The sequence below is a fragment of the Actinotalea fermentans genome (assembly GCF_007991475.1).
Taxonomy (GTDB): domain Bacteria; phylum Actinomycetota; class Actinomycetes; order Actinomycetales; family Cellulomonadaceae; genus Actinotalea; species Actinotalea fermentans.
Genome location: NZ_BJYK01000001.1, coordinates 1,299,860 through 1,317,049 on the forward strand (window position 1 = coordinate 1,299,860; position 17,190 = coordinate 1,317,049).

Below are 17,190 nucleotides of genomic sequence, written 5' to 3' on the forward strand. Positions count from 1 at the left end.
GTGACGCGACGCCTCTCCCTCCTGGTGCCCCGGCTACCGTTGCTCGGAGCGCCAGGAGGGAGACGCCGATGACGCTGCTCGTCGTGCGCGCCCCGCTACCGGGGTCGGTCGTGTCGATGGCGGACGTCCCGGACCCGGTGTTCGCCGACGCGCTCGTCGGGCCGGGCCTCGCCGTCGACCCCGTGCGCCTGGCCGAGGTGGGCGCGGTCGCGCCGATCGACGGGACCGTCGCGACCATCCACCCGCACGCGTTCGTCGTCGCCGCTCCGGACGGGCGCGCGGTGCTGGTACACCTGGGCCTGGACACCGTCCAGCTGCGTGGCGCCGGCTTCGTCGTCCACGTCCAGCGCGGCGGTCGGGTCCGGACGGGCGACGTCGTCGTGACGTGGCACCCGGGCGAGGTCGAGGCCGGCGGCCGCTCCCCCGTGTGCCCTGTCGTGGCGCTCGAGGCCCAGCCCGGCGCACTGTCCCCGCGCGCCGACGTCGGGAGCACCGTCGCCGCCGGTGAGGATCTCTTCGCCTGGCGGTGAGCGCGGCGCGCCCCGCGCGAGGACGGCCGTCGTGGCCGACCAGCGGGATCCGCGGGACAGCCGTGTCCACAACGAACCCACGCCGGCCCACCTGTCCCCTATAGTCCGTTCTGTCCTGTTTCAGGGGTGACGGACGGCAGGGGGGGACGTGGACGGCATCACGCTGCTCGAGCACGACGTCCGCGAGCTCATCCGCCGGCGCGGCGTGGATCCCCTGCGCGACCAGGCGGGGCTCGACGCTCTCGTACGGGACGCCCTCGCGGACTACGACGAGCGCTCCCTGAGAGGCCACGTCCCGCCGCTGGCCGACCCGCAGGCCGCCGCGAAGGCCGTGCTCGACGCCGTCGCCGGGCTGGGCCCGCTGCAGCCCTACCTCGACGACCCCGAGGTGGAAGAGATCTGGATCAACGCGCCGCACCAGGTGTTCGTCGCCCGGCGCGGGGAGGCGGAGCTCACCCCGACGATCCTCACCCAGGGACAGGTCCGTGACCTGGTGGAGCAGATGCTGAAGGTCTCGGGCCGCCGGCTCGACCTCTCCTCCCCCTTCGTCGACGCCGCCCTCCCGGGCGGTGAGCGGCTGCACGTCGCGATCCCCGACGTCACACGCCGCGAGTGGGCCGTCAACATCCGCAAGTACGTCGTCCGCGCCGCGCGCGTGGACGACCTCGTCGCCCTCGGGTCGCTGACCCCGGCGGCCGCCCGCTTCCTGGCGGCCTCCGTCGTCGCCGGGCTCAACGTGCTGGTGAGCGGACCCACCCAGGCCGGCAAGACGACCATGCTCAACGCTCTCGCCGGAGCCATCCCGCCCCGGGAGCGCGTGATCACGTGCGAGGAGGTGTTCGAGCTGCGCATCGCGCACCGCGACCTCGTCGCGCTCCAGTGCCGGCAGCCGAGCCTCGAGGGCACGGGCGAGATCACGCTGCGCCGTCTCGTCAAGGAGGCGCTGCGCATGCGCCCGCGGCGCATCGTCATCGGCGAGGTGCGGGAGGCGGAGAGCCTCGACATGCTCATCGCCCTCAACGCGGGCGTGCCGGGCATGTGCACGGTGCACGCCAACTCCGCCCGCGAGGCCCTGACGAAGGTCTGCACCCTGCCGCTGCTCGCCGGCGAGAACGTCTCGGCCGCCTTCGTCGTGCCGACCGTCGCGTCGGCGATCGACCTCGTCGTGCACCTCGAGCTCGATGCGCAGGGGCGCCGCCGCACCCGCGAGATCCTCGCCGTCCCGGGCCGCGTCGAGAACGGCGTGGTCGAGACGGCCGACGTCTTCCGCACCGGGCCCGACGGCGTCCTGCGCCGGGCCGACGGCTTCCCGCCCCATGCGGACCGCTACGCCCGCGCGGGGATCGACCTGGCGGCGCTGCTCAGGACGGGCGAGTGACGTGGGCGTCGTGACGGGCCTCGTCCTGGGTGCCGGGCTGTGCCTGGTGCTGTGGGCGTGCACGTCCCCACCCCAGCCGCGTCGGCGCGGGCGCCTGGCGGCCGACCTCGCCGACACCCTGGTCCAGGCCGGCGTGCCCGGCGTCAGCCCCACGGGGCTGGCCGGCGCGTGCCTGGCCGCCGGACTGACGGCCCTCCTCCTCGGCCTGGGCCTGTCCCGCTCCCCCGCGATCGCGCTCTGCTTCGCCACGATGGCGGCGTACGCGCCGCTCGCCCTCGTCCGGTCGCGTGCGCGCCGCCGACGCGCGGCCCGCCGCGCCCTCTGGCCCGAGGTCGTCGACCACCTCGCGTCCGGCATCCGCGCGGGCCTCTCGCTCGCCGAGGCCGTGAGCCAGGTCGGCGAGCGCGGACCGGAGGAGCTGCGTCCCGCGTTCCGCGCGTTCGCGGAGGACTACCGCGCGTCGGGCCGCTTCGGGGACTGCCTGGACGGGCTGAAGGCGCGCCTGGCCGACCCGGTCGCGGACCGCATCGTCGAGGCCCTGCGCCTGACCCGCGACGTCGGTGGCACCGATCTCGGCCGGCTCCTGCGCACCCTGTCGGCGTTCCTCCGAGCCGACGCGCGGGCTCGCGGCGAGCTCGAGGCCCGGCAGAGCTGGACGATCAACGGAGCCCGCGTGGCCGTCGCCGCACCCTGGGTGGTGCTCGCGCTCCTGGCGACCCGGCCCGAGGCCGTGGCCGCCTACAACACGGGCGCCGGCGCGGGCGTCCTGCTCGCCGGTGGGGCCAGCTCCGTCGTGGCGTACCGCCTGATGATCCGGATCGGGCGCCTGCCCGAGGACCAGCGGGTGCTGAGATGACGCCGTCGGCGCTCGGCGCGCTCGCCGGGCTGGGCGCGGGGCTCGGGGCGTGGCTCGTCGTCGCCCGACTCGCGGCCCGGCGCCCCTCCCTGGACGACCGGCTCGGCCCCTACCTGCGACCGGTCGGCGGGACCGGGCCGTCCGTGCCGACGCCGGCCGGCGCGCCGGCGCCGTTCCGGACCCTCGAGCGGCTGCTCGCGCCGGTCATGCGCGACGCCATCCGGCTCGTCGAGCGCGTCGGCTCGCCGTCGGCCGACGTGGAGGGACGCCTGGCCCGAGCCGGCCGCGGGGGCACCCTCGACCAGTTCCGGGCGACGCAGGTCGTGGCGTGCGCCATCGGCGCCGCCGGGGGGCTGGCGGTGGCCCTGATGCTCGTCACCGGCCGCGGCCTCCACCCCGTGGCCGCGCTCGCGCTGGTCGCGGCGGGGGTCGCCGCGGGCCTCGTCGCGCACGACGTCGCCCTCACCGCCGCCATCGCCCGACGCGAGCGTCGCCTCCTCGCCGAGCTGCCGACGGTCGCCGAGCTGCTCGCCCTCGCGGTGGCCGCGGGCGAGGGACCGCTCAGCGCGCTGGAGCGTGTCGGCCGGACCGTGCAGGGCGAGCTCGCCGCGGAGATCCGCCAGGTGCTGGCCGAGACCCGCGCCGGCGCGCCCCTCGCCGCCGCCCTGGAGCACCTCGCGGACCGCACCGGGCTGGCTCCGCTCGCGCGCTTCACGGAGGGCATCGCGGTCGCCGTGGAGCGCGGCACCCCGCTGGCCGACGTCCTGCGCGCCCAGGCCGCCGACGCCCGTGAGGCGAGCCGACGCGCCCTCCTGGAGACGGGTGGCCGCCGCGAGATCGCCATGATGGCGCCCGTCGTCTTCCTCGTCCTGCCGGTCACCGTCGCGTTCGCGGTGTTCCCCGGCCTCGCCGCCCTGCGCATCGACCTGTGATGTCCCCGTCCCGAGGAGTGACCGTGCCCGCCCTCACCATGCAGACACCCGTGCCGAGCGTCGTGCCGGACACCGTGCCGGGCGCAGCGCCACCCGGCCCGGCGCGGCTCGCCGCCGTCGCCCGCCGCGCAGGCGCCGCGAGCAGGACGCACGTCTCCCGCGCCGCCCGCGTCGTGGCCGCCCAGGTCACCGCCGGCGTCGCCCGGGTCGCGCACCGGGCCGGCACGGCGCGGACCGCGCGCGACGACGCCGGCGACGTGCCCGGGTGGGTGCTCGTGACGCTCATGACGGCCGGACTCGTCCTGGCGATCTGGGCGGTCGCCGGCCCGGCGCTGACCGACCTGTTCACCACCGCGATCAGCCGTGTCACGTCGTTCGGCGGCTGAGCTCGCCGATCCCACCGCGGGGCCGCAGACCGGATGCCTGGCCGCGTCGGCGACTCCCCGGCCGCGCTCGCGCACGCGGGACGCGGGCTCGGCCGTCGTCGACTTCGTGCTCATCGGCGCCCTCACGACCCTCCTGTTCGCGGCGGTCGTCCAGCTCGTCCTCGTGCTGCACGTCCGGTCCACGCTCGTCGACTGCGCGGCGGAGGGCGCACGGTACGGCGCGCTCGCCGACAGCACCCCCGCGGCGGGGGCGCAGCGCACGCGGGAGCTCATCACCTCGGCACTGGCCGTCGGGTTCGCCGAGGACGTCCGCGCCGAGGCCACCGTCGTGGACGGTCTCCCCGTGGTGCGGGTCGAGGTCACCGCCCCGCTGCCTCTCGTCGGGCTCCTCGGACCCTCCGGGGTGATCACCGTGGACGGCCACGCGCTGGCGGAGGTCCCGTGAGCCGCGCGGCGCGCTGGCTGCGCGCTCGTCGGCACACTGACACCACGCCGCCCGACGCGGGGAACGCGATCGTGGAGTTCCTCGGGGTGGCGCTCCTCCTGCTCGTCCCCGTCGTCTACCTCTCCCTGACCCTCGGCCGCCTCCAGGCGGCGACCTTCGCCGTCGACGGCGCCGCGCGCGAGGCCGCACGAGCCGTCGCCACGGCCGACGACGCCGCCTCCGCCGAGCAGCGCATGCTGGCCGCCGTCGGGCTGGCGCTGGCCGACCAGGGCGTCGACGCCGATCCGGCAGGCGCGACGACGGTGACCTGCGAGGACGACTGCCTGGCGCCCGGCGCGACGATCACGGTGCAGGTCGGCGTCGAGGTGCCCCTGCCGGGCACCGGCTGGCTCCAGGGCGTCGTCCCGCTCGCCGTGCCGGTGACGGCGACCGCCACGGCGGTGCGGGACAGCTGGGTCGCGACGGGCGGGACGCGGCCGTGAGCGGCCCGCCGACCGGTGACGCCGCGACCGGGCCGCGACCGGCACGCGGGCCGTCCGGAGCCCCGCGTCGACCCGCGGGCGCCCGTCGCGGCGACGACGGGCAGGTGATGATCCTCGCCCTGGCCTTCGGGCTCCTGGCGATCCTGCTCGTCGGCGTCGTCGTCTCCGCCACGGCCGTCCACCTCGAGCGCAAGCGCCTGCTCGCCCTCGCCGACCTGGCCGCCCTCGAGGCCGCCGACACCGTGGACCTCGCCGGGTACTACGCGGGCCCGCCCGGCTCGCCGGACGCCTCACCCGTCACCCTCAGCCTCGACGGCGTGCGCGACGCCGTCGAGGCGTACCTGGAGAGCGCGCCCGCTGCCGAGCGGTTCCAGGACCTGGAGGTCGTCGCCGCCACGACCGACGACGGACGCACGGCGGTCGTCACGCTGCGGGCCACCGCCGACGTCCCGCTGCTCACCGTCGCCACGGCGGCCTGGTCGGACGGCGTCGAGCTGGTCGTCACGGCGCGGGCCCGCGCGGACTGACGCAGCCGCCCGCCCCGCGGGAACGGCAGTGGGGAGGGCCCGTGAACCGGACCCTCCCCACCCTGTCGCTCGCCCGCCCCGCGCCGGATCGGGGCGCGGCGGTCGACGCTCGTGACGCTTCTCGCGCCCGCCCGGCTACCCCTTGACGGCGCCCGCCATGATCCCGGAGATCAGCTGCTTACCGGCAGCGATGTACAGGACCAGGACGGGGATCGTCGCCATGACCGCACCCGCGAGCACGATCGAGTAGTCGATGTAGTACCCGGACTGCAGGTTGGCCAGGGCCGTCTGCAGCGTCGGGTTCCCGGCGTCGAGGATGATCATCGGCCACAGGAAGTCCGTCCACGCCATCATGAACGTGAACAGGCCGAGGATCGCCATCGCGGGCCGGGCCGCCGGCACCGCGACGTTCCAGAAGGTGCGGATCTGGTTGCAGCCGTCGACGCGCGCGGCCTCGATGAGCTCGTCCGGGATGACGCCCACGAGGTACTGGCGCATGAGGAACACGCCGAACGCGGTCACCAGCGTCGGCACGATGACCGCCTGGATCTCGCCCGTCCAGCCGAGGTTCTTCATCACCATGAACAGCGGGATGATGCCGAGCTGCGTCGGGATCGCCATGGTCGCGATCACGAAGATCATCAGGCCGTCGCGGCCCTTGAACTTCAGCTTCGCGAACGCGTAGCCGGCGAGCGTCGAGAACGTCACCACGGAGATCGTGACGACCGACGAGACCAGCAGGGAGTTGCCGAGCGCCTTCCAGAAGGGGATGGCGTCGAGCACCTCGTTCATGTTCTTGATGAAGTTCGGCCCCGGGATGAACGGCAGCGTCTGCCCACGCGTGGCGTTCGTGCCGCTCGCGACCACGAACGACCACCACAGCGGGTAGGCGAAGAGGAGCACCGAGATGCCGAGGACGAGGTAGACCGGCCAACCGGCCCTCTTGTACAGGCCGACCTTGCCACCACGCCGACCACGGCGCGCCGGCTGCGGCGCCGGGACTGCCTGCGGCGCCCCCTGCTGCTGGCTCATGCCCAGCGCGGTCATCGGGCCACCGCCTTCCGTGCCTCGGCCGCCCGCTTGATCGCGCGGCGCTCCGCCCGAGTGAGCTTCGGCCCCTCGTCACCTGCGACGAGCCTCTTGGAGATGAAGAAGTTGACCAGGCCGATGCTGACGATGAGCACGAAGAGCAGCAGGGCCACCGCAGACGCACGTCCGAGGTTCCTTCGGAAGAACGCCATCTCCCACAGGTACAGGACGGTGGTCTGGAACTGCCGCTCCGCTCCGCCGATGCCGCCGGCGTTGGCGACGTCGTACAGACGGGGCTCGGCGAAGATCTGCAGGCCGTACACCGTCGCGGTGACGATGACGAAGAGCAGCGTCGGCCGGACGTTCGGCAGCGTCACCGAGAAGAACCGCCGCACGGGGCCGGCGCCGTCGATGGCGGCGGCCTCGTAGAGCTCGCGCGGGACGGCCTGCATCGCCGACAGGAGGATGAGCGCGTTGTAGCCGGTCCACCGCCAGTTGACCATCGAGGCGATGGCGATGTGGCTCGGCAGCCGGTCCCGCTTCCACTCGACCTGGTCCAGGCCGATCGCGTCGAGGATGTTGTTCGCGAGGCTCGAGTCACCCGCGTTGCGGAAGATGCTCGAGAAGATCAGCGCGACCGCGACCGGGGTGACGACGTAGGGCAGCAGGACGCCCATCCGCCAGGCGGTCTTGGCCCGGATCTGCTGGTCCAGCAGGGCCGCGATGACGAGCGCCCCCAGGAGCTGGGGGAAGGTCGAGAGCGCGAAGATCGAGATCGTGTTCTCGATGGAGTTCCAGAACGTCCCGTCCGTGAGGGCGGTGGAGAAGTTCTCGAGTCCGACGAAGGACTCCTTGCCCGACAGCAGGTCCCAGTCGTACATCGCCACGTAGAACGTGTAGACGAGAGGGAAGAGCCCGACGAGCGCGAAGAGGAGGAAGAAGGGGGAGATGTACAGGTAGGGCGAGGCCTTGAGGTCGAAGCGGCTCAGGCGCTGGCGCCACGTCGGTGTGGAGCGACCGCCCTGGAAGGCGCCCTCCCCCGATCCGGCGACCGCCCCGCCGGGGCTCGCGTTGAGCCCCTTGTCGAGCGTGGAGGACATGTGGGTTCCCGTCGCGTTTCCGGCTGCCGAACGACGGGCCCCCGGGCCAGGTACTGCCCGGGGGCCCGTCGTTCAACGTGACATCTGACTCAGTTGTTGACGACGAGCTCGTTCAGGAGCGCGATCGCCGCGTCCCAGGCCCCGGGGCCGTCGAGCGACCCGTCGTCGAGCTGCTGGAGCGCCGGGCCGAAGACGTTCTCCTGGATGACGGAGTCGTCCGGACCCTTGAACTGTGCCTGGATACCCTGCGCCCGGCTGGCCAGGATCTGGCCGGCGGGGGCGTTGTTGAAGGTCGCACGCGGGGTCGCCTCGGCGGCCAGCGTGTCAGCGGCCTCGACCGTGCTCGGGAACGCACCCGCGGCCTCGAACGCCACGAGCTGCTGCTCGGGCTCGGTCAGCCAGCTGGCGAGGGCCGCAGCGGCCTCCTTGTGCTCGGACGTCTCGGAGACGGCGAGGAAGGAACCGCCCCAGTTGGCCGCGCCACCCGGGAAGACGTCAGCGAAGTCCCAGACCACCGACGCCGGGTCGACGCCCGCAGCCTCGGCACCGGTCTGGACCTGACCCTCGACCACACCGAGCATCCAGCCCGGGCAGACGAACGTCGCGAAGGTGCCGTCGACGAACGACTGGCCACCGTTCCAGTCCCACACGGCCTGGCCGGCCGAGAGACCGTCGGCGACGGCCTCGGCGACGAGGTCGAAGCTGTCGCGCATGTCGGCGTTGTCCTCGACGTTCAGCTCGCCGTCAGCGGTGTAGTAGCCCTCGTCCATCTGGTTGACGATGCCGTTCCAGATGAAGCCGGAGTGGTCGTACCACGCCTTGCCGGTGGCAGCCTGGTACTCGCGGCCGACGTCGAAGTAGTGCGCCCAGTCGCCCTCGAGGTAGTCGGCGACGGCGTCGCGCTCGCTCGGCAGGCCGGCAGCCTCGAACAGGTCGGGGCGGTAGCAGATGCCCTCGGGGCCGATGTCGGTGCCGTAGCCGATGACGCGGCCCTCGGGGTCGGTCGCCTGGTTGTACTTCCACTCGAGCCAGTCGCTCTTGCGGTCCTCGATGCCGAAGTCGCGCAGGTCGGCGAACTGGTCGGAGACCTCCATGATCGCGCCGAGCCAGCCCTCCTCGAGCGCCACGATGTCGGTGAGGCCGGAGCCCGCCGCGATCTTGGTGAAGGTGTCGGTCCGGGCGTTGCCGCCGGTGTCGATCGCCGTCGCCTCGATGGTGATGTTCGGGTTCTCCTCCATGTACTGCTCGTAGAGGGCCTCGTAACCGAACTGGTTGAACGTCGTGATGGTGAGGGTGATCTCCTCGTCGGTGGCCGGCGCGTCGGCGTCAGGCTCGGTGCCCTCGCCTTCGTCGCTGTCGCCGCCACAGGCGGTGAGGAGGAGTGCAGCTGCTGCACCGACCGCGAAGAACTTCGCGGACCGGGTTCGAGACCACTTCATGCCATATCCCCTTTGGTGGCTGTGGGTGCGCTCCCACGTTGGAGCGCTCCCACACTGTAGTCGCGCTCCCACCGAAGTCGACAGCGAGGTCGATCACGGAATGGTCACAATGAGGTCTCGGCTGGTCGCGGCCTTCCTGAGCGCTAAAGAAGGGGTGTCGCCAGGTCTCGAAAGCGTTGCGGAGCGGGGTCGCCGAAGCCGTCCGCGCCCGCTCCGGTAGCCTGGACGGTCGTGGCCACCGACTTCCCTGCCGAGATCTCCGCCCTGCGCACGACGCTCGGCACCATTCGTGCCGTGAGCGACCCCGAGGGCCTCCGCAAGCGGATCGCCGAGCTGTCCGACCAGGCCGCCGCCCCCGACCTGTGGGACGACCCCGACGCCGCCCAGAAGGTCACCTCTGCCCTCTCGCACGCGCAGAACGAGCTCGAGCGCGTCGAGAGCCTCGGCTCGCGCCTCGACGACCTCGAGGTCCTCGTCGAGATGGCGCTCGACGCCGCCGAGGACGACCCGGAGCGCGCGACCACCCTGGCCGACGCCGAGTCCGAGCTGGCCTCCCTCCAGAAGGACCTCGGCGTCCTCGAGGTCCGCACGCTCCTCAACGGCGAGTACGACTCGCGGGAGGCCGTCGTCACCATCCGGTCCGGCGCCGGCGGCGTCGACGCGGCGGACTTCGCCGAGATGCTGCTGCGGATGTACCTGCGCTGGGCGGAGCGGCACGGCTACCCGACGGCCGTCCTCGACACGTCCTACGCAGAGGAGGCCGGCATCAAGTCGGCGACCTTCGAGGTGAAGGTCCCCTACGCGTTCGGGAACCTCTCGGTCGAGGCGGGCACGCACCGGCTCGTGCGCATCTCGCCGTTCGACAACCAGGGGCGTCGCCAGACGTCGTTCGCCGCGGTCGAGGTGGTGCCGCTCATCGAGCAGACCGACCACATCGACATCCCGGAGAACGAGCTGAAGGTCGACGTGTTCCGCTCGTCCGGCCCGGGTGGGCAGTCCGTCAACACGACCGACTCCGCGGTCCGCATGACCCACATCCCGACCGGCATCGTCGTCTCGATGCAGAACGAGAAGAGCCAGATCCAGAACCGGGCCGCCGCGCTCCGCGTGCTCCAGTCGCGCCTCCTGCTCGTCCGCCAGGCCGAGGAGAAGGCCACCCAGAAGGAGCTCGCGGGGGACATCAAGGCGAGCTGGGGCGACCAGATGCGCTCGTACGTGCTGCAGCCGTACCAGATGGTCAAGGACCTGCGCACCGAGTTCGAGGTCGGCAACCCGGCCGCGGTCTTCGACGGCGACATCGACGCCTTCATCGAGGCCGGCATCCGCTGGCGCCGCCGCACCGCGCTCGAGGCCGAGCGGGGCTGACGGCGCCCGGCGGGCCGCCCGGCGTGAACGCGCCACCCGCCCGGTTCGCCCGCGTTCGCCCCGTTGCCCCGCGCCCGACGGCGTCCGGCCCGCCTGTGAGGCCGGTCACCGGCGGCGTGTCCCCGACTGGCCCGGCCGACGGCGTGCCTACCCTCACGAGAAGGGTGGCCTGACCGAGGCCTCTCCCGGCGCCTGCCCGGCGTCGCCTGCCGACCCGCGAGGACCCGTTGATCCGCTTCGAGGACGTCACCAAGGTCTACGCCAGGGGTGCCCGACCGGCGCTCGACCGCGTGGACCTCGAGGTCGAGCGCGGGGAGTTCGTCTTCCTCGTCGGGGCCTCCGGCTCCGGCAAGTCGACCTTCCTGCGCCTGGTGCTGCGCGAGGAGCGCCCGACCGCGGGCCGCATCTTCGTCGCCGGCCGCGACCTGTCGACCCTGTCCACGTGGAAGGTGCCGCACCTGCGGCGCCAGATCGGCACCGTGTTCCAGGACTTCCGGCTGCTGCCGACCAAGACGGTCTTCGAGAACGTCGCGTTCGCGCTCCAGGTGATCGGCAAGCCCCGGCACCACATCCTGACGACCGTGCCGGACACCCTCGAGCTCGTCGGGCTGGGCGGCAAGGAGAAGCGGCTCCCCCACGAGCTCTCCGGCGGTGAGCAGCAGCGCGTCGCCATCGCGCGCGCGTTCGTCAACCGGCCGTCGATCCTCCTGGCCGACGAGCCGACGGGCAACCTCGACCCCACGACGTCGGTCGGCATCATGCGCCTGCTCGACCGGATCAACCGCACCGGCACCACGGTGGTCATGGCCACGCACGACGACGAGATCGTGGACCAGATGCGCAAGCGCGTCATCGAGCTCGACTCCGGGCAGCTCGTGCGCGACCAGTCCCGCGGCGTGTACGGCTCGGACCGGTAGGGGGCCGTCATGCGACTTCAGTTCATCCTCGCGGAGATCGGCCACGGCCTGCGCCGCAACCTGTCCATGTCGATCTCCGTCGTGCTCGTGACCTTCGTGTCGCTGACGTTCGTCGGGGCCGCCGGCCTCCTGCAGATGCAGATCGACACCATGAAGGGCGAGTGGTACGACCGCGTCCAGGTCTCGATCTTCCTGTGCCCGGACTTCTCCGACGTGCCCAGCTGTGCGGGCGGGGAGGCCACGCCCGAGCAGATCGAGGCGATCCGGGCCGAGCTCGAGGGCGAGGGCCTCGCCCCGTACGTCGAGCGCGTCTACTTCGAGACGAAGGAGCAGGCCTTCGAGTCCTTCCAGGACCTGTACGGGGACAACAGCACCTTCGCGGCCGTGACGGTCGACCAGATGCAGGCGTCGTTCCGGGTGGCCCTGGTCGACCCGTCCCAGTACGAGGTGGTCTCCGAGACCTTCCAGGGCCGCACCGGCGTCGAGACGGTCGAGGACCAGCGGGAGCTGCTCGAGCCGCTGATCCTGCTGCTCAACCGCAGCAGCCTCGTCGCCGCCGGCCTGGCCGCCGTCATGCTGCTCGCGGCCGTCCTGCTCATCACGACGACCATCCGGCTCTCCGCGATGAGCAGGCGCCGGGAGACCGGCATCATGCGCCTCGTCGGCGCGTCGAACCTGTTCATCCAGCTGCCGTTCATGCTGGAGGGCGCCATCGCCGCGACCATCGGGGCGGCGATGTCCATCGCGGGCCTGTGGTTCGGCGTGACGTACCTGATCGAGGACTGGCTCGCCGGGTCCATCCGGTTCGTCAACTTCATCCAGGCCGACGCCGTCTGGACGGTGGCACCGCTGCTCGTGGTGGTCGCCATCGGGCTGGCCGCGATCTCAAGCGTCGTCACCCTGAGCCGATACACGAAGGTGTGAGCACAGTGTCCGGAATCGCCCCCCGCGCCCGGCATCGGGCCGCCGCGCAGCTCGCCGGCCTCCTGGTCACGGTCGTCGCCGCGGCCCTCGCGCTCACGGCCGGCAACCCGGCCCTCGCCGACGAGTGGGACGACCGGCGCAACGTCGCGCAGGAGCGGGCCGACGCGGCCGCCGCGGCGGCCGAGCGCCTGCAGGAGGAGCTCGAGGGCGCCGAGACGGCGCTCATCGCCGCGGCGGCGGAGCTCGAGGGCATCAACGCCGCGATCCCCGTCGCGGAGCAGCAGCTCGCGGCCGCCGAGGCCGAGCTCGCCCGGCTGACGCGCGAGGCGGAGATGATCGCGCAGCGCCTGACGGACGCGGAGGCCGAGGAGCGCCGCGTCACCGAGCAGATCGCCGCGGACGAGCAGCGGGCGGAGGACATCCAGGTCGCCATCGGCCGCATGGCACGCGAGGCGTACCGCGGGGACATGGGTGCCTCGTCGCTGTCCGCCGTCCTCGACGCCGAGTCGACCGACGACTTCGTCACCCAGTCCGAGATGGCGCAGACGGCGATGCGCACCCAGACGCAGGCCCTGCGCGAGCTCGAGCAGATCACCGCCGCGAACCGCAACCGCCAGCTCCGCCTCGAGGCGGTGCGTGCGGAGATCGCCGACCTCAAGGCCGAGGCCGACGCCAAGGTCGCGGAGGCGGAGGTCGCCCGCCAGGCCGCGCAGGCCCAGCGGGACGAGCTCGAGGCCCTGCGCGAGGAGGCCGAGCAGAAGCAGGCCTACATCGAGTCCCAGCGGGCCTCGCTCGAGGCGCAGCTCGCGGAGGCGGACCAGCAGGCAGCGCAGCTCGCCGCCGACCTCGCCGAGGTCATCCGGCAGCAGGAGGAGGCGCGGCGCGCCGCCGGGAAGAACCCGATCGGCTCCAACGCGAACCAGCCGTTCGTGAACCCGACGTCGATCAACCCGATCTACAAGACGTCGGACTACGGCAACCGGCTGCACCCGATCCTGGGCTACTACCGCCTGCACGCCGGCACCGACCTGCGCACGTACTGCAACAACGAGATCTACGCCGGCGCGGCCGGCCAGGTGCAGTGGGCGCGGAGCCGGTCGGGCTACGGCAACCAGGTGATGATCAACCACGGCTACTGGAAGGGGAACTCGCTCATGTCGAGCTACAACCACCTGTCCAGCATGGTCGTGGGGGCCGGGCAGAACGTCGCCCAGGGCCAGCTCATCGGGTACTCCGGCAACACGGGCACGTCGGCCGGCTGCCACCTGCACTTCGAGGTCTACGTGAACGGCGCCACGGTCGACCCGTGGCCGCTCATCGCGAAGTAGCGCCGCGCGTCGGGCCGGCAATCCCGTACGGCCCGACGACGCCGCTCCCCTAGCCTTGGGTGCATGGCACGGGAACGAGGACGACAGGTGGTCGCGTCCAACCGCAAGGCGCGGCACGACTACCACATCGAGGACGTCTTCGAGGCCGGCCTCGTCCTGACGGGCACGGAGGTCAAGACCCTGCGTCTCGGCCGGGCGTCGCTCGTCGACGGGTTCGTGAGCGTCGACCGCGGCGAGGCCTGGCTCGAGGGCGTGCACATCCCCGAGTACACCGAGGGGACCTGGACGAACCACACGCCGCGGCGCAAGCGGAAGCTGCTGCTGCACGCGCGCGAGATCGAGGAGCTGGGCCGGGAGGTCCAGGCCAAGGGACGCACCATCGTGCCGCTGGCGATCTACTTCGTCGACGGGCGCGCCAAGGTGGAGATCGCCTTGGCCCGCGGCAAGAAGGAGTACGACAAGCGGCAGACCCTGCGCGAGAAGCAGGAGAACCGCGAGGCACAGGCAGCGATGAGCCTGCGTCGCCACGAGTGACCGCCGTGGCCGCACCAGCACCGATGGGGCCGACGACGGCGCCCCTGGCACCGCTGCGCCGATGGGCGCGCGCCGCCGTCGTCGGGCTGGGGCTGGCCGCCGCGACGGGGGCGGGCCTGCTGGCGACGGCGTCGCCCGCCGCTGCGAGCGACGCCGAGGACGTCATCCGCGAGTACGCGATGACGATCGACCTGGACCCCGACGGCGTCGCGCACGTGACGCTCGACCTGGCGGTGGACTTCGGGGTCCGGCCGAACCACGGCCCGTACCTCATGTGGGTGGTCAAGGAGCGGTACGACGACGAGCTGGACCGGGTCTACCGGATCACGGACTTCCGGGCCTCGAGCCCCGACGCGTCCGGTGACGTGCGCACCGAGGAGCGCCTCGGCAGCGGCGTGACCGAGATGGCCTACCTCATCGGCGACGAGGACGACACCGAGGTCGGCGTGCACGACTACCGCGTGACGTTCGACGTCGAGGGCTGGGTGAACTCGGCCGGCTACCCGTGGGCGGCCGGGCCGCTCGAGCGCGACGAGCTGTACCTGGACGTGCTCACCCACTGGGACATCCCCGTGGAGCAGGTGAGCGTGCAGGTCAACGCGCCGGCGGACGTGCTGGAGGTCGCCTGCTACGACGCCTCGGGCGAGTGCTCGGCGGCGTCGAGCGGGCCGCTCGCGACGTTCGCCGTGGACCGCGTGGAGCCGCGCCGGCCGCTGACCATCGCCATCGCGTACCCCGCCGGCACGTTCGGTGGCGTGGAGCCCGTGCTGCAGGAGCGCTGGGCGGTCGGGCGGGCCTTCGAGGTCACGCCGGCCACCGGCGGCCTGGCCGCTGCCGTCGCCCTGGGCGGTGGGCTGCTCCTGGCCCGGCGGTTCCGGCGGACCGGGCGCGACGAGGCGTTCGCCGGGCTGACCCCCGGCGTCGTGCCGGCGGCCGGCCAGGCCGCGGTGGTGTCCCCCGCGCGTCGGGCGCCCGTGGCCGTGCAGTTCACGCCACCGCCGGGGCTGCGGCCGGGGCAGCTGGGCACCCTCGTCGACGAGCGGGCCGACCCGCGCGACGTCACCGCCACGATCATCGACCTCGCGGTGCGGGAGTACGTGCGGATCGTCCGGCTGCCCGACGGCGACGGCGACTGGCGGCTGGACAGGTCGACCAAGCCCGACCACGACCTGCGCCCGTACGAGCGGACGCTGCTGCGGCAGATCTTCGCGGGCCAGGGCGTGTACTCGGTGCGGCTGTCGGACCTGAGGACCACCTTCGCGGAGTCGATGGCGCAGGTGCAGGGCAAACTCTACGACGAGGTCACCGAGCTCGGCTGGTTCCGCGGCAGCCCCAAGGCGGCGCGCGGGGCGTGGGCGGCGCGCGGGGCGCTCACCCTCGCGGGGGGCGTCGTGGCCACCGTGGTCCTCGCGATCTTCACGCACTGGGCCCTCGTGGCGGTGCCGGTCGTCGTCCTGGGCATCGTCTCGCTCGGGCTCACGGGCGCCGCGCCTGCGCGTACGGCCGAGGGCTCGGCCGTGCTCGCCCAGACGCAGGGCTTCCGCCTCTACCTGGAGACCGCCGAGGCGAACCAGCTGCGCTTCGAGGAGGGCGAGGACCTCTTCAGCCGCTACCTGCCGTTCGCGGTGGCGTTCGGCCTGACCGAGCGCTGGGCGGCCCTCTTCGCCGAGCTCGCCGCGCAGGGCCGCGCGCTGGCGGAGCCCACGTGGTTCCTCGGCACCACGGGCGGCTACCCCTTCTGGGCGGCGGCGGGCTCGCTCGGGCACGACCTGACGTCCTTCACGTCGGCGGCCACGTCGGCGTTCTCCGCGCCCGCTCCGGGCTCGTCCGGGGGTTCGGGCTTCAGCGGTGGCGGCGGTGGGGGCGGCGTCGGCGGCGGGGGCGGCGGCACGTGGTGAGCGACCGGGCGTAGGGGCGCGTCTCGCACTGTGGGCGAAGGCTCACATCTCGGCCGGGCCCTGCCGATAAACGGACAGCTCCCCCCGAGAAGGACCCTCACTTGCCTGCTCGCTCCCCGATCGCTCCCATGCGCCTCGCCCGCCGCGAGGAGGCGCGCGTGCTCGCGCACGCCTGCGCCATCGCGGGCGCCGTCACGGCGCTGACCGTCCTCGCGCCGTTCAGCCCGACGGCGCCGCGCGCTCTCGGCGCGGCCCTCACGCTGGTTGCGCTGGGGCTCTGGGCGGCGCTGATCCTCGGGGCGGACCGCGTGCGGGCGTGGCAGCTGCACGCCGTGCTGGCCACCGCGACGGTGCTCGTCACGGTGGCCCTGGGCGCGTCGACGACGCCGTTCGGCGCGCTCGTGGGCGCCGTCGCCTACGTGTGGATCGCCATCTTCAGCGGCGTCTACCACCGGACCACGGTGCTGCTGCGCTACCTCGGGGGCGTCACCGTGGGCCTCGCCGTGGGGTTCTGGCACGCGGGGACGCCGTCCTGGCCGCAGGCGTGGGCGTTCCTGGCCGCCACGTTCGTGGCGGTCGCGCTGGTGCTCAACCGCCGGGTGAGCGCGCTGCGCCGGGAGGCGATGACCGACCCGCTCACGGGCGCGTTCACACGACGGGCGTTCGAGCGCGCCGCGGAGCTGGACATGGCCCGCGCGTCGCGCATCGGGATGCCGCTGACTCTCGCGGTCATCGACCTGGACGACTTCAAGCTGGTCAACGACGCCCACGGCCACGCCCGCGGCGACGAGGTGCTCGTCGGCCTGACGCAGGCGTGGCAGGCGACCCTGCCGCGCGACGTCCTGCTCGGGCGGCGCGGCGGCGACGAGTTCGTCCTCCTCTTCCCCGGACGCACGCTCGCCGAGGCCGAGAACGAGGTCCGCGCGCTGTCGGACGACCTGTGCGGGTGGTCCACGGGGCTTGCCCAGTGGGACGGCGGGCGGGACCTCGCGGACCTGTTCGCCGCGGCCGACGCCGACCTGTACGCCTCCAAGCGCGGCGAGACCGCGGCGGGCCGGGCGTCGTCGTCGGCCGGAGGAATGGGCTCGGAGCCCGCGGCGTTGTGACGGTAGGCTGGAGG

The 17,190-nt window shown here is 73.2% G+C and carries 18 protein-coding genes; 15 read left to right on the forward strand and 3 right to left on the reverse strand.

Translation table 11 applies throughout. From position 1 onward, the window contains the following. Nucleotides 1-68: 68 nt before the first annotated feature. The 8 genes from AFE02nite_RS06050 to AFE02nite_RS06085 all read left to right on the forward strand — a co-directional run bounded on the left by AFE02nite_RS06050 (nucleotide 69) and on the right by AFE02nite_RS06085 (nucleotide 5,536). Nucleotides 69-530, forward strand: coding sequence for a PTS sugar transporter subunit IIA (locus AFE02nite_RS06050; RefSeq protein WP_034249136.1), 462 nt, complete (start codon nucleotides 69-71; stop codon nucleotides 528-530). A 148-nt stretch (nucleotides 531-678) separates the two neighbouring features. Then, nucleotides 679-1,908, forward strand: coding sequence for a CpaF family protein (locus tag AFE02nite_RS06055; protein ID WP_034249134.1), 1,230 nt, complete (start codon nucleotides 679-681; stop codon nucleotides 1,906-1,908). A gap of 1 nt (nucleotide 1,909) precedes the next feature. Then, on the forward strand, nucleotides 1,910-2,764 hold the full coding sequence (locus AFE02nite_RS06060) for a type II secretion system F family protein (protein WP_034249133.1): 855 nt from the start codon (nucleotides 1,910-1,912) through the stop codon (nucleotides 2,762-2,764). Further along, complete coding sequence (locus AFE02nite_RS06065; RefSeq protein WP_146819209.1) at nucleotides 2,761-3,696, forward strand: type II secretion system F family protein; 936 nt, start codon at nucleotides 2,761-2,763, stop codon at nucleotides 3,694-3,696. The genes AFE02nite_RS06060 and AFE02nite_RS06065 overlap by 4 nt, the downstream gene beginning before the upstream one ends. 173 nt (nucleotides 3,697-3,869) lie before the next feature. Further along, nucleotides 3,870-4,082: a hypothetical protein gene (locus AFE02nite_RS17705; protein ID WP_034250180.1), complete on the forward strand. Its 213-nt coding sequence runs from the start codon at nucleotides 3,870-3,872 to the stop codon at nucleotides 4,080-4,082. Then, entirely contained in the window at nucleotides 4,060-4,527 is a 468-nt protein-coding gene (locus AFE02nite_RS06075) for a TadE/TadG family type IV pilus assembly protein (protein WP_307726035.1), read from the forward strand. Before AFE02nite_RS17705 ends, AFE02nite_RS06075 begins: the two co-directional genes overlap by 23 nt. Then, entirely contained in the window at nucleotides 4,524-5,009 is a 486-nt protein-coding gene (locus AFE02nite_RS06080) for a TadE/TadG family type IV pilus assembly protein (RefSeq protein ID WP_261765487.1), read from the forward strand. Before AFE02nite_RS06075 ends, AFE02nite_RS06080 begins: the two co-directional genes overlap by 4 nt. A 107-nt stretch (nucleotides 5,010-5,116) precedes the next feature. Next, nucleotides 5,117-5,536: a pilus assembly protein TadG-related protein gene (locus AFE02nite_RS06085; protein ID WP_034243894.1), complete on the forward strand. Its 420-nt coding sequence runs from the start codon at nucleotides 5,117-5,119 to the stop codon at nucleotides 5,534-5,536. Between the two features lie 135 nt (nucleotides 5,537-5,671). Here AFE02nite_RS06085 and AFE02nite_RS06090 read toward each other — a convergent pair whose 3' ends face one another. The 3 genes from AFE02nite_RS06090 to AFE02nite_RS06100 form a co-directional block, all read right to left on the reverse strand. Next, nucleotides 5,672-6,583 (reverse strand): carbohydrate ABC transporter permease, encoded by a 912-nt coding sequence (locus tag AFE02nite_RS06090; RefSeq protein ID WP_052113429.1) that lies wholly within the window; start codon nucleotides 6,581-6,583, stop codon nucleotides 5,672-5,674. Further along, a complete protein-coding gene (locus tag AFE02nite_RS06095) occupies nucleotides 6,580-7,665 on the reverse strand; it encodes a carbohydrate ABC transporter permease (protein ID WP_052113430.1) in 1,086 nt (361 codons plus the stop codon). The genes AFE02nite_RS06090 and AFE02nite_RS06095 overlap by 4 nt, the downstream gene beginning before the upstream one ends. Nucleotides 7,666-7,754: 89 nt before the next feature. Then, a complete protein-coding gene (locus AFE02nite_RS06100) occupies nucleotides 7,755-9,104 on the reverse strand; it encodes an ABC transporter substrate-binding protein (RefSeq protein WP_034243867.1) in 1,350 nt (449 codons plus the stop codon). A 231-nt stretch (nucleotides 9,105-9,335) separates the two neighbouring features. On the opposite strand from AFE02nite_RS06100, the gene prfB reads away from it, so the two are divergent. From prfB to AFE02nite_RS06135, 7 genes are all read left to right on the forward strand, one after another. Further along, complete coding sequence (gene prfB, locus AFE02nite_RS06105; protein ID WP_034243869.1) at nucleotides 9,336-10,469, forward strand: peptide chain release factor 2; 1,134 nt, start codon at nucleotides 9,336-9,338, stop codon at nucleotides 10,467-10,469. A 227-nt stretch (nucleotides 10,470-10,696) separates the two neighbouring features. Next, the gene (gene ftsE, locus AFE02nite_RS06110) at nucleotides 10,697-11,386 is read left to right on the forward strand and encodes a cell division ATP-binding protein FtsE (RefSeq protein WP_034243870.1); all 690 of its coding nucleotides are present in this window, start codon (nucleotides 10,697-10,699) and stop codon (nucleotides 11,384-11,386) included. 9 nt (nucleotides 11,387-11,395) lie between these two features. Next, on the forward strand, nucleotides 11,396-12,310 hold the full coding sequence (ftsX, locus tag AFE02nite_RS06115; protein ID WP_034243871.1) for a permease-like cell division protein FtsX: 915 nt from the start codon (nucleotides 11,396-11,398) through the stop codon (nucleotides 12,308-12,310). Between the two features lie 5 nt (nucleotides 12,311-12,315). Further along, on the forward strand, nucleotides 12,316-13,638 hold the full coding sequence (locus AFE02nite_RS06120) for a M23 family metallopeptidase (RefSeq protein ID WP_052113431.1): 1,323 nt from the start codon (nucleotides 12,316-12,318) through the stop codon (nucleotides 13,636-13,638). Nucleotides 13,639-13,701: 63 nt separating this feature from the next. Next, nucleotides 13,702-14,172 carry an SsrA-binding protein SmpB gene (smpB, locus tag AFE02nite_RS06125; protein WP_034243873.1) on the forward strand — a complete coding sequence of 157 codons (471 nt, stop codon included), beginning with the start codon at nucleotides 13,702-13,704 and terminating at the stop codon, nucleotides 14,170-14,172. Nucleotides 14,173-14,177: 5 nt separating this feature from the next. Continuing rightward, the gene (locus AFE02nite_RS06130) at nucleotides 14,178-16,070 is read left to right on the forward strand and encodes a DUF2207 domain-containing protein (protein ID WP_034243900.1); all 1,893 of its coding nucleotides are present in this window, start codon (nucleotides 14,178-14,180) and stop codon (nucleotides 16,068-16,070) included. Between the two features lie 101 nt (nucleotides 16,071-16,171). Beyond that, on the forward strand, nucleotides 16,172-17,176 hold the full coding sequence (locus AFE02nite_RS06135) for a GGDEF domain-containing protein (RefSeq protein WP_146819211.1): 1,005 nt from the start codon (nucleotides 16,172-16,174) through the stop codon (nucleotides 17,174-17,176). Nucleotides 17,177-17,190 lie beyond the last annotated feature (14 nt).

What these genes read in the sequence shown, in the direction of transcription:
- AFE02nite_RS06095 (WP_052113430.1), bottom strand. Translation starts at nt 7,665, where the DNA reads ATGTCCTCCACGCTCGACAAGGGGCTCAACGCGAGCCCCGGCGGGGCG.
- AFE02nite_RS06085 (WP_034243894.1), top strand. Translation starts at nt 5,117, where the DNA reads ATGATCCTCGCCCTGGCCTTCGGGCTCCTGGCGATCCTGCTCGTCGGC.
- AFE02nite_RS06100 (WP_034243867.1), bottom strand. Translation starts at nt 9,104, where the DNA reads ATGAAGTGGTCTCGAACCCGGTCCGCGAAGTTCTTCGCGGTCGGTGCA.
- smpB (WP_034243873.1), top strand. Translation starts at nt 13,702, where the DNA reads ATGGCACGGGAACGAGGACGACAGGTGGTCGCGTCCAACCGCAAGGCG.
- ftsX (WP_034243871.1), top strand. Translation starts at nt 11,396, where the DNA reads ATGCGACTTCAGTTCATCCTCGCGGAGATCGGCCACGGCCTGCGCCGC.
- AFE02nite_RS06090 (WP_052113429.1), bottom strand. Translation starts at nt 6,583, where the DNA reads ATGACCGCGCTGGGCATGAGCCAGCAGCAGGGGGCGCCGCAGGCAGTC.
- AFE02nite_RS06050 (WP_034249136.1), top strand. Translation starts at nt 69, where the DNA reads ATGACGCTGCTCGTCGTGCGCGCCCCGCTACCGGGGTCGGTCGTGTCG.
- AFE02nite_RS06065 (WP_146819209.1), top strand. Translation starts at nt 2,761, where the DNA reads ATGACGCCGTCGGCGCTCGGCGCGCTCGCCGGGCTGGGCGCGGGGCTC.